General features: G+C 73.1%; 7 protein-coding genes and 2 pseudogenes. 3 read left to right on the top strand and 6 right to left on the bottom strand.

Annotated features, from left to right (window positions below):
- A pseudogene (locus ACWGIU_RS15635) lies at positions 1-1416 on the top strand (hypothetical protein); the annotation flags it as partial.
- A gap of 185 nt (positions 1417-1601) precedes the next feature.
- Here the strand turns inward: ACWGIU_RS15635 and ACWGIU_RS15630 are convergent.
- On the bottom strand, positions 1602-2747 hold the full coding sequence (locus ACWGIU_RS15630; protein WP_453706082.1) for an ABC transporter substrate-binding protein: 1146 nt from the start codon (positions 2745-2747) through the stop codon (positions 1602-1604).
- Between the two features lie 122 nt (positions 2748-2869).
- A complete protein-coding gene (locus ACWGIU_RS15625) occupies positions 2870-5554 on the bottom strand; it encodes a SpoIIE family protein phosphatase (RefSeq protein ID WP_453706084.1) in 2685 nt (894 codons plus the stop codon).
- A gap of 663 nt (positions 5555-6217) precedes the next feature.
- Between ACWGIU_RS15625 and ACWGIU_RS15620 the strand changes: the two genes are divergently transcribed.
- Positions 6218-7783, top strand: a complete 1566-nt coding sequence (locus tag ACWGIU_RS15620) for an alpha/beta fold hydrolase (protein WP_453706080.1) — start codon at positions 6218-6220, stop codon at positions 7781-7783.
- An 82-nt stretch (positions 7784-7865) separates the two neighbouring features.
- On the opposite strand, the gene ACWGIU_RS15615 is transcribed toward ACWGIU_RS15620, so the two are convergent.
- Genes ACWGIU_RS15615 through ACWGIU_RS15600 form a run of 4 tightly spaced genes read right to left on the bottom strand, consistent with a single transcriptional unit; the run spans position 7866 to position 10244 of the window.
- The gene (locus tag ACWGIU_RS15615; protein ID WP_453706078.1) at positions 7866-8513 is read right to left on the bottom strand and encodes an endonuclease; all 648 of its coding nucleotides are present in this window, start codon (positions 8511-8513) and stop codon (positions 7866-7868) included.
- Positions 8510-9454, bottom strand: coding sequence for a non-homologous end-joining DNA ligase (gene ligD, locus ACWGIU_RS15610; protein WP_453706076.1), 945 nt, complete (start codon positions 9452-9454; stop codon positions 8510-8512). The genes ACWGIU_RS15615 and ligD overlap by 4 nt, the downstream gene beginning before the upstream one ends.
- Entirely contained in the window at positions 9451-9618 is a 168-nt protein-coding gene (locus ACWGIU_RS15605; protein ID WP_453706074.1) for a hypothetical protein, read from the bottom strand. The genes ligD and ACWGIU_RS15605 overlap by 4 nt, the downstream gene beginning before the upstream one ends.
- Positions 9615-10244 (bottom strand): DNA polymerase ligase N-terminal domain-containing protein, encoded by a 630-nt coding sequence (locus tag ACWGIU_RS15600; RefSeq protein ID WP_453706072.1) that lies wholly within the window; start codon positions 10242-10244, stop codon positions 9615-9617. Before ACWGIU_RS15600 ends, ACWGIU_RS15605 begins: the two co-directional genes overlap by 4 nt.
- A 256-nt stretch (positions 10245-10500) precedes the next feature.
- Here ACWGIU_RS15600 and ACWGIU_RS15595 point away from each other — a divergent pair.
- A pseudogene (locus tag ACWGIU_RS15595) lies at positions 10501-11544 on the top strand (SARP family transcriptional regulator); the annotation flags it as partial.
- Positions 11545-11616: the final 72 nt, after the last annotated feature.

Genomic DNA, 11616 nt, shown 5'->3' with positions numbered 1-11616 from the left:
CTCCAGCTCGGCAACGAGGGCACCTGCGGTGATGCCCACCTCCCCGTGGACGCCCAGGACGCCTCGCCGGCCGCCCGCCGGGCCTTCGCCCGATGGCTCACCCGGCACGGCCTCCCCGACGAAGCCGCCCTCGCCACCGAGGACGTCACCCGGTGGACCGGCGCCACCCGGCAGCAGTGGGCCCGCTGGTCCGGGCACGCCGTCGTCGGCCTGTGGGACCGGATCTCCGCGCTCTTCCCCGAAGGCCCGGCCCGGCTGGCCAACGTCCCCCTCACCGAGGTCACCGCACCGCGCGCCGCCTTCGACGCCTGGGCCGTCCGGCAGCGCGCCATCCAGGGCTCCGGGTACTACGTCGGCCACACCGAATGGATCGGCAACCCGGCCCGGGAGAGCGCCGCCTTCGGCTCGCACCTGGCCGGGATCCTCCTCGGCGGCACCGACGTGATCGAGGCGAACTGGGGGTTCACCTGGACCGACGAGTCCTTCGCCCGGCCCGCGACCCCCGTCTTCAACGCCCTCCTGGCGCTCCTGCTGGGCTCCACCACCGTCAGCGTCTACACCGCCTGCGCCACGAGGAACTGGGGCCCGCTGGTCGACATGGACCCCGACGGGCTGCGCGCCGAGGGGGTGGATCCCGCCCTGCACGCACCGCCGTACAGCCCCGGCGCACCACTTGCCGAGGGCGGTGCCCACCAGGCCAACGCCCAGGGCCTGAGGATGCTGGCCGCGTTCCTCGAACGCTTCGGCGACGTGCTGTCCGGCTCCGTGCTGGACCGCGACGCCGTGGTCCTCGTGGACCGGGCCCTGCCCGAGGCCGGCGCCTGGCAGCGCACCGGCCGTACCGTCCTCGCGGAACTCGCCGACGCCGTGCACCGCCAACTGGCCGACTCCGGACGGCTGATCGGGCTCGGCTGGCTCGACGAGCGGCCGGTACCCGCCGCCGACGGAACCCCCGTCCCGGTGGCCGTGCTGCGGGCCGGGCACCCCGACGGCGACGGCCCCGGCGAGCTGACCCTCCCGGCCGGCGAGCCCGCGGACGGCTTGGTCGCAGCCTTCCTCGCCACGTTCGCCGCCACGCTCCCGGCTCCGGCCGGTCCGCGCCCGACCACGGCGCACGGCCGAGCCCGCGTACTGAGCCGGTCGGGCCCCGACGGCGTCCGCGTCATCGGAGCCTTCAACCCCACCGACGCCGACGACCGGGTCACCGGCACCGGCACCGGCACCGGCACCGGCACGGGCACGGGTAACGGCACCGGCTGGACGCTGGACCTGCCCGCCGGCTCGGCCGCGGTCCTCGTCACCCGTGACGGCGCACTCGTGGGATGGCTCGCCACCCCCGAGGAGCCGTCCACCACCCCCGCGGCCCTCGTCTGGGGCGGCGAACAGGCCGACGCCACCCGCGTCCGGGCCTCCTGAGACCCCGGGCGGCGGGGAAGCGTACCTGACAGCGCGCCCCCCGCCGCCCGGACCTGCCTCCGCCCCCGGCACGCCGCCCACCCCCGCCGGTCCGCGGCCGCGCGGCCCCGCTCCGATCCCGCGCGCGCGGCGATCGTTCCGCCCGCCCCCATGCGTCGACCCCGCGGCCCGCGGCCTCCCGCTCCTCAGCCCGAGACGGCCTTGGCCCAGTCGCGGTTGACGGTCTCGCGCGCCTTCTCCCGCTGCCTCTCCGTCGGGAACGTCGGCGTGCCCTCGACCGTCGGCAGATTCTCCGCGGCAGCCTTGTCGAGGGTGCCGTCCTCCGCCATGGCGTCCATCAGGACAGGGCGCGCGTAGGCGCCGAGGCGCAGGTTCTGTCCCTCCGGGCTGAAGAGGTACTCCTCCCACAGACGTGCCGCCGCGGGATGCGGGGCCTCCCGGTTCACCGCGCTCGCGTAGTACTCGGCGAAGCTGCCGTCGAAGGGGATGGCGGTCCGCCAGTCGACGTCCGCGCCCCTCTCCCGAAATTGGTCGGCGTATCCCAGGTTGAGGAAGTCCCAGTCGACGCTGATCGGGGTCCGGCCCATCGCGATCGTCTCCGGTGAGGACTCGACCGGGTTGAAATTGCCGTTCTTGCTGAGCTCGGCGAAGAAGTCGATCCCGGGCCGGATGTTGTCGAAGGACCCCCCGTTCGCCAGGGCCGCCGCGTACACGCCGGCGAAGGCGGAGCCTGACTTGGTGGGGTCGCCGTTGAGCGAGACCTGACCCTTGTACTCGGGCTTGCGCAGATCGGCGAAGGTCGACGGGCAGGTCTTCACCCGCTTGGCGTCACAGCCGATCGAGATGTAGCCGCCGTAGTTGTTGTACCAGCGGGCGCGCCTGTCCTTCTGATCCTCGGGGATCCGGTCGAAAGCGGCGACCTTGTACGGAGCGAGCAGGCCCTGCCGGGCCGCCGACTGCGCGAACGAGCCCCCCATGTCGATCACGTCGGGGGCGCGGCCGTCGCGCCTGTGCTCCTTCAGTGTGTTGATCTCGTCCTGGCTGGTACCTTCCGGATTCTCCACATTGACCTTGATCCCGTACTTCTTCTCGAAGCCGTCGATCAGCGCGCCGTAATTGGCCCAGTCGCGCGGGAGGGCGATGGTGTTGAGCGAGCCCTCTTTCTTCGCCTCCGCGGTCAGTGCCGCCATACCGCCGGCGTCCGCGGCGGAGGTGGCCACCGCGGGTGCACTGGGCGCGGCGACAGGCTTGTCGCCGCAGGCGCCGAGGGGCGCGCCCGCGAGGACCAGGAGGGCGGCGACGAAGGCTGTCCGGAGACGGGGTGTGGGCACAAAGGCTCCATAACGGGCGGTCGCGTACCGATCGAGGCCAGCGTACGTTCGGCAGCCTCGACAGCGCAGTCCCGGACCGTGGTGTCCGCCGTCTTCCCTGCGGCTGCCGTAGCGGCGCGTCCTCAGAACCCCTCGTCGTCCCACCCGGCCAGCAGCGCCTCTCCGAGATCCATCGAGGCCGGCTCGTCCCCCGCGTGGAGAGCCTGCTCGCTCCAGATGATCTTGCCGCGGGCGGTGTAGCGGGTGCCCCAGCGCTCCGCGAACTGCGCGACCAGGAACAGACCGCGGCCGCCCTCGTCCGTATCCGCGGCCCGGCGCAGGTGGGGAGAGGTGCTGGAACCGTCGGAGACCTCGCAGACCAGGCAGCGGTCGTACAGCAGCCTCACCCGGATGGGCTCGGTGCCGTAGCGGATGGCGTTGGTCATCAGCTCGCTGAGGATGAGTTCCGTGGTGAACGAGATGTCCTCCAGACCCCACTCCGCCAGTCGGCGCGCGCAGGCGTTGCGCACCGGGGAGACCGCCGCGGGATCGGGCTCCACGTCCCATTCGGCGATCCGCGTCGGATCCAGCAGGCGGGTGCGGGCCACCAGCAGCGCGACGTCGTCGCTGGGCCTGGACGGCAGCATCGCGTCGATCACCGCGGTGCAGGTCTCCTCCGGGGAGCGGGCGGGCCCGGACAGGGCGTCGCGCAGCGCCGCCAGGCCGACGTCCGGATCGCGGTCGCGGCTCTCGATCAGCCCGTCGGTGAAGAGGGCGAGCCGGGAGCCCTCGGGCAGGGTGAGCGCCATGGTCTCCATGGGGAGACCCGCACCCAGGCCCAGCGGCGGGGAGACCGGTACCTCGGGGAAGGACACGGTCCCGTCGGGGCCGACGAGAGCGGGGCCCGGATGCCCGGCGCTGGCAGCGGTCACCTGCCCCGAGACGGGATCGTAGATGGCGCACAGGCAGGTGGCCCCGGTGATCCCCTGCCACTCCTGCTCATCGGTGTCGATGTGGGTGACCAGCTCGTCCAGGTGACTCAGGAGCTCGTCCGGGGGCAGGTCGAGGGTGGAGAAGTTGTACACGGCGGTCCGCAGGCGGCCCATGGTGGCGGCGGCGTGAAGACCGTGGCCGACGACGTCCCCGACCACCAGGGCCACCCGGGTGCCCGGCAGCGGGATGACATCGAACCAGTCACCGCCCACCCCGGCCTGGGCGGCCAGGTAGCGGTGCGCGACCTCGACGGCGGACTGCTCCGGTACGCCCCGGGGCAACAGGCTGCGCTGCAGGGTCACGGCCATGTCGTGCTCGCGGGTGTAGCGGCGGGCATTGTCGACGGACAGTGCCGCCCGGGCGGTGAGCTCCTCGACGAAGGACACGTCCTCCCCGTCGAACGGCGGGGAGTCCTGCCCCCGCCAATAGCCGACCATGCCCAGCACCACGCCCCGGGCCCGCAGGGGCACGACGATCAGGGAGTGGATACCGCGGTCCAGGATCTGCGCGGCGTTGGCCTGGTGCTGGGCCCGCCAGCGGTGGGTGGCGCGCAGATCCGCCTCCAGGACCGCGTGCCCGCCGGTCAGCCCGGCGGCCATCGGGCCGGTGGGCCCGAACCGGATCACCTCGCCGACGGGTGAGAGCGGGTGGTCGCCCTGCATGCCCACGACGGCGGTGCGGCGCATCTCGGCGATCGCCTCGGGCGGCTCCTCGCCGCGCAGCACCGGGTCGAGCAGGTCGACCGTGACCACGTCGGCGAACCGGGGGACGACCACTTCCGCCAGTTCCTCCGCGGTGCGCTCCACGTTCAGTGTCGTGCCGACCTGCACCCCGGCGTCGTACAACAGCCTCAGCCGCTCGCGGGCCACCTCGGCCCGGCCGGCGAGCGCCCGCAGCTCGGTGGTGTCCCGCAGCGTGACGACGGTCCCGGCCTTCCCGTACGGGGCGGTGGGCCGGATGTTCACCGCCAGCAGCCGATCGGCCGCCATGTGCAGCTCGTCGGTCGCGGAGCGGCCCGACGCGATCGGACCGGCGATCCCCTCCTCCAGACCCAGGTCCGTCACGGGGCGCCCCTCCGCGTCCCCCGGCAGGTCCAGCAGCCGCCGCGCCTCGTCATTGGCCAGCAGCAGCCGTCCGCCCCCGCCGATGATCAGCACGCCCTCCCGCACCGCGTGCAGCACCGCGTCGTGGTGCTCGTACATGCTCGTCATCTCGGCCGGTCCCAGGCCGTGGGTCCGGCGCAGCAGCCGACGGCTCACCAGAGCCGTCCCGCCCGCGGACAGGGCGAGCACCGCGGCCGCGGTGCCGAGGACGACGGGCAACTGCCCGTTCACCATGCTCTGGACGTTCTGGACCGTGACCGGGGAGGAGACGACGGCGATGACTTTGCCGTCGTCGTCCTTGACGGGGACCACCGAGACCACGGACTGCCCCAGGGACCCGGCGAACGTCTCGGTGAAGGACGTGCCGGCCGCCGCCTTGGAGAAGGGGCCGACGACGCGCTTGCCGAGCTGCCGCGGGTCGCTGTGGGCGAGGGTGACCCCGTCGAGGCTGTACACGTTGATGCCGTCGACCCCGGCGATCTTCCCGGCCGCCTTGGCGCTCGGCTGGAGCACCGCGCTGGGGTCGGGGCCGCGCACGGCGGCGACGATCCCCGGGGACTCCGCGAACGTTCCGGCGGCCGCGAGCGTACGGTGCCGGGCGTCCAGCATCGCGGAGCTCCGGGCCTGCACCACGAGCGCCACGACCGCGGCGGCGACGAGAAGGACCACGACGGCCAACTGGAGGAGGAACACCTCGCCGGCGACGCTGCGCGCGCTGAGAAGGGACGACAGGCGCTGCGGCCGCGCCCCTCCCGCGCGGGGCGGGGCGTGCTCCTGGCGCTCCCGCCGGTCTCCTGGGCGGGGACGACGAGGGGGAGCTGAGGGGCTCGTGACCGAGCTGAGCAGCCAGCGCCGGAGGCCGCCCAGATAGTTGCTCACCAATCCATCTTCCAACCTCTGCGCGTCGTCGGCAGCGGGGCGGCGCCACCGCGGTAGGGACCGGGCCGGCGGGGTCCGGGCCGCACGGGGTCGGTGCGCGCTCCGGCACACGTGCCACTCGGGACCGAGTCCGCACGGCGCCTGCGGCTTCGGGCGCACCGACGAGGCGGCCGGCCGTGACCGCGGTGCTACTCACCGTGGCTCCCGTCGCCGTGGCGGAGCGAGCGTCCGGAGCCCGTGCCGGTCGCGAACGCCACGAGCTGTCGCGGCGCTTGGGGGCGGTAGTGCCGGCCCCCCGGCTCGCGGCGAAGCGGTCGGCCCGCCGGCGAAACGGTCACCAGGCCGAGCCGAGCAGCGCTTCCGACCGTGCCGGCCTCACCTGCGTTCCGATCCGCGGGACGCCGGATCCGCTGGTAGCGTCGATTACGTGCGTTCCCTGCGTTCCGTGCGTTCCACCCATACCGTCGCAGCGCTGCCCTGTGGGGCAGCCGTTGATCGGCAGAGGAGCGGGATCACATGGCGAAGCCCGGTTTCCGGATCGGGGCAGCAGCGGCCGCGACCGCTCTGGGCCTCCTGACGGCACTGGCCCCGAGTGCGGCGGGCGCCTCACCACCCCCCACGCATACCGGCGGTACCACCGGGGCCGGCGCGGCCGCCGGGTCACGTTTCGTGCCGGGCCCCTGCCCCCGGACGCCTGAGCCGATCGAAGCGCTGGCCACAGCCCGGTGCGGATTCCTGGAGGTCCCCGAGAACCGTGCCCGTCCCGGCGGCCGGACCGTCCGGCTTGCCGTGGCGGTCATCCCCGCCACCGCGGCGAAACCCGCCCAGGATCCCGTGGTGTTCATGTCCGGCGGCCCGGGTGGCGAGACCTTCGACGACATCCCGTTCCTGGTCTCCGCCGGCCTGAACCGGGACCGCGACCTGATCGTCATGGCCCAACGCGGCAACCTCTACGACGAGCCCGGCCTCGCCTGCCCCGAGCTGGACCGTTTCTACGCCTCGTCCGTGGGTCTCCCCTCCTACGCACCGCAGACCCAGCGGCTCATGCTCGACGCGACGAAACAGTGCCGGGACCGCCTGACCGCCGACGGAATCGACCTGAGTGCCTACAACAGCACCGAGAACGCCGCCGACTTCGCCGACCTGCGCACCGCGCTCGGCATCAGGCAGTGGAACGTCTACGGCCACTCCTACGGCAGCAACCTGGCCCTGACCTACCTGCGCCTGCACCCCCAGGGCATCCGCGCGGTGGCACTCGACTCGATCGCTCCCGCACACTACGTCTCCCTGCCGTTCGCCTGGGCCGGCGCCAAGGAGGGGCTCGACCACCTCTATCAGGCCTGCGCGGCGGAGCCCCGCTGCGCGAGCCGCTACCCGGACCTCGCACGCACCCTGAACGAGCAGGTGCGCAAGCTGGAGGCCCATCCTCTGACGCTCGACGTGAGGCCACCGCAAGGCGGGGACCCCGTGAAGGTCGTCCTCGACGGCGGCGCACTGGTGAACCTGCTGGTCGCCAAGGCGATCCCGTTCAAAGACGTTCCGGCGGCGATCGACGAACTGGGCCGCGGACGGCCGGAGCGCTTCGCCCGGGCCCGCGCCGCCGGTTCGGTCCAGGTCGCCGGCCAGACGGCCCACGGTCTGACGAACTCGGTGGTGTGCGGCGAGTGGATACCGGATCACTCGGCGTCCGACGTGCTGAAGGCGGGCCGTGAGGCATTCCCCGACTGGCCGGACCCGGTCCTGGCCCAGGCACCTCAACTGGCCTTCCAGGAGCAGGTGTGCCGTGTCTGGAACGTCCCGGACCGCACCGCCGCGATGCGGGCGGCCCCCGTCAGCACGGTGCCGACACTCTTCCTCAACGGGACGTTCGACATGAAGACCGGGGCCGGCTGGGCGCAGAAGACGGCCCGTACGCTGCCCGGGTCGACCACCGTTCAGATCCCCGGCATCGGGCACTGGGTGGTCCCGCAGTCGCCCTGCGCCCAGAAGGTGCTGGCGTCCTTCCTCACCCGTCCGACCGCCCCCGACACCGGCTGCGTGGCGGGCCTCCGGTGGGAACCGTTCACGATCACCCCGAAGTGACCGCCCGCAGTGACCGCTGGAAACGGCACTGATATGAACTCGCACCCAGCCCTGCCGGACGGGCGAGCTCCCCGGAGGCGTGTCAGCCGGTCTTCAGAAGGTCGTCGACGGCGTTCTTGGACAGCTCGACCCTCACCAGGGCGGCTGCCAGCCTCGGCAAGGCTTCGGTGTCCACCAGGCGCGCAAGATCCTCGGGCGAGGACGGGAGGCCGAGTTCGGAAGCGGCCTCACGCGCGCGGTCGTCGAACGACGGGCGCAGCTCGGGCCACACGGTCTGGGCCTCCCGGCAGAAGATGTCCGCTCCCACCGGCCCGATCCGCGGGATCTCCCGCAGCAGCTCGCGGATCCGGTCGGGGTCCCCGTCGGCGGCGTCGCGCAGCCGGCGCAGGTCGCCGCGGTACCGGTCGAGGACGAGCTCCGCCCCGGCGCCCAGCGCGGTGGCCGTGCTCTCGTCGTAGCGGCGGTAGTGGGCGCGGCCGAGTGCGTCCACCCGGTCCTGCCAGGAGGAGTCCGCCATCGCTCGGGGTGTGCGCATCCCGGCCCGGAACAGCTCGCGGGCCGCGGCCACCGCGATGTCGGCCTTGATGCGTATGGAGAAGAGCACGCAGAGGGTGAGGAGCTGGTACAGGGGCGCGGGTGTATTCCGCAGCGTGATGCCGGCTTCCTCCGCGTGGGTCCGCCCGTATCTGTCCATCAGCCGTCGTACGGTCGCGCGCCGTCGCTGAGTCATGGAGTCCAGCTCTCTTCGTCACGGGTCAGTGCGGTGAGGAGGCTCCGGGCCCTTCGGAGGGAGCGGGGCCGAGGGGGGTCCTTCCACGGGTCGTCCTGGAGGAGATCGTCGACGGTGGTGAGGGTCCAGCGGCGGGCGGTGAGTTCCGGATCGTCGATCTCGGACCAGGCCAGCGGGGCCGCGACGGGGGCGCCGGCGCGGGCGCGGACGGCGTAGGGCGCGACGGCGGTCTGGGCGTAGGCGTTGCGCTGGATGTCGAGGTAGAGGCGACCGCGGCGGGCCTTCTTCCTGGCTTCGGTGGTGAACCGGTCGGGGTGGCGGGTGGCCAGGACGTCGGCCACACCGCGCGCGAAGGTCCGTACGTCGTCGAAGGGTTCGCGGCGGTCGAGGGCCACCACGACGTGAAGGCCGCGCGAACCCGTGGTCATGAGCAAGGACGGCAGTTCCAGCTCGTCCAGGAGCCGGCGGAGGCCGAGGGCTGCCTTCCGTACGGGGGCGAAGTCCTCGTCGGGCGGGTCGAGGTCGAACACCAGCCGGTCCGGGTGGTCGGGCCGGTCGGCCTTGGACAGGAAGCGGTGCGGAGTGATGCACGCCTGATCGGCGAGGTGGAGCAGGGTGGCGGTGTCGTCGCAGATCACGTAGGTGACGGTGCCGTCCTCCTTCGGCAGCTCGGCACGGTGGATCCAGTCCGGGAAGTGGTCCGGGACGTCCTTCTGCATGAAGGCCGGTCCGTCGGTACCGTCGGGATGCCGTTCCAGCATCAGGGGCCGTCCGCGCAGGTGGGGCAGCATGCGCCGGGCGACCGTGCGGTAGTAGCCGGCGAGGTCGGCCTTGGTGATGCCGTCACCGGGAAAGAGGACCTTGTCCGGGCGGCTGATGTCGACGGTGCGGCGGCCGGTGCGTATGCGCTCCGGCGGCATGGTCGGCTTCTTCGGGGTCATCGGGTCCTCCCGGCCGGTTGCTCGCGGACCACCTCGTGCGCCGGCTTGCCGTCGCGCAGTCCCACGTGGCGGGGGTGGCGCAGCATGGGAGCGCCCGGCGCGGCGGGGGCCGGGGGCAGCAGGCGCCGCTGCTCCTGCGGAAGCCGGTCCAGGGGCGTGGTCAAGGGTGGCCACCCCGCTCCGGGCGTGCGTCGGCAGCGACCTGGTTCAGGGTCCGGCCGGTACGGACCGACCGCGCGCGCCGGGGATCGGGCGTACCGGTGGAGGAGGCCCGCTCGTCGGCGTGCTTGACCAGCAGCCATGCCTCCTTCCCGCCGTCCCCGGTGTCACGGATGCGGGTGAGAGAGTAGCCGCCGTGCAGCTTGCGGCCGTCGAGGCGGAACGAGGCGTGCCCCCGCTCCAGTGCCTCGCGGAGCGGGATCATGCGGCCGTCGTCGCCGGAGGTGGCGTTGCGGTACGTTCCCTGGTCCCAGACGATCACCGTGCCGCCGCCGTACTCACCTTCGGGAATCGTGCCCTCGAAATCCCGGTACTCCAGCGGATGGTCCTCGGTCGGTGTCGCGAAGCGCTTGTCGTGCGGATCCTTGGAGGGCCCCTTGGGTACGGCGAAGGATTTCAGTACGCCGTCCGCTTCCAGCCGGAAGTCGAAGTGCATGCTCCGGGCGTCGTGAATCTGGACGACGTACGAGAGCTGCTCGCCGGACGGCTCCTCGAGTCGGCCCTCGGGCTCGGCCGTCTTGGAGAAGTCACGGCGCCGGTGGTAGCGGGCCAGCGATTCCTTGACTGCCATCGCACCCTCCTCACACCGCCGGGGAGGCGGCTCACCGACGCGGCTACCCGGCTTCGCCACGATCATCCGCGGCGCTTTTCCGTCTCACGGCCGTAGGGGACCGCGCGCCGGGTGCCATGTCCCGGCGGCCGTCGCACGGACCACGGTGCCGAGCGTTCCGGGGTACCTTGCGCGGTGATCTCCCGCCCGGCTGCCCACGCGTCGCCTGCGGCCAGGGCCTCCACCGGACGCACGGAGCAGTCCGGGCCGGGGCTGCGCAGACGCCTATCGGTCGGCGGATCCGGGCTCGGCCATGGCCCGGCTGGAGTCGACGGTGGGTCTGCTCCGCAATCTCGCCGTCACGGGGGGAGCCGGTCTGGAGGTGGCGCGCGGACACCGCTCGGCCACCATCGTGGCGGCCGAGGAACTGGGGGACCCGGAACTGACCGCCCGGGTGATCGGCGCCTACGACGTACCGGCGATCTGGACACGTGTCGACGACCCCGGCCACGCGGCAGGTGCCGTGGCCGCGGCGGAGCGCACCTTGAGGACCTCCCGCCGGGCGGTCACGAAGCGGCCAGAGCCCGGCTGCTGGCCACGATCGCGCTGGAGGCACGCGAAACCCGGTCCGCTCGAAGCCTCCAGGCCGCCCACCAGGCCGAACGGATCGCGCGCGACCTGGACGACCCCGCGCTGCTGGCGTTCGCGCTCAACGGTGTGTTCATGCAGTCGTTCCACCGGGCGGGACTGGCGCAGCGCCGCGACACCATCGGTGCGGAGCTGATCACCCTCGCCACGCGACACGGGCTGGTCACGTACGAGGTGCTGGGTCACCTGATGCGTCTTCAGGCCCGCAGCCCTCGCCGACGTTCCCGGGGCCGACCGGCACGCCGCCGCGGTGGACCGCCTCGCCGAGCGCAACGAGCTGCCGCTGGCCGGCGTCTTCAGCCGGTGGTACGGCGCCCTGCGCGTCGCGGCGACCGGCCGCGCCGAGGAAGCGGAGGCGGCCTTTCGGCAGGCGGCGGCCGGCGTCAGGGGTGCGGGCGTGCCCGGCCTCGAACACGGACTGCTGCCCCTTGCCCTGCTGTGCCTGCGCGTGCAGCACGGGCAGCCCGCCCCGACCGATGAGGACACCGACTGGGGTCCCCATGAGCCGTGGGCCACCCCTCTCGTCCGCATCGCCCAGGGACGCGGCACCGAGGTCCCCGCCCTGCTGCACCGGCTGCCGGACCCTCCTCACGGCCTCCTGTACGAGGCGCTGTGGTGCCTTGCGACGCGCGCGGCGACCTCCGTTTCCGAGCCGGGGACGGTGGAACGCGCCTGGGCCGTCTATTTCGGATCTTGCCGGGGCCCCGACGCCCCGCACCGCACCCCGCCGCGTTGTCGGGGCGCG

The sequence above is a fragment of the Streptomyces sp. NPDC054840 genome, assembly GCF_053611065.1.
The sequence above is the reverse complement of the archived record's forward strand: the minus strand, read 5'-3'. Positions and strand labels throughout refer to the sequence as shown.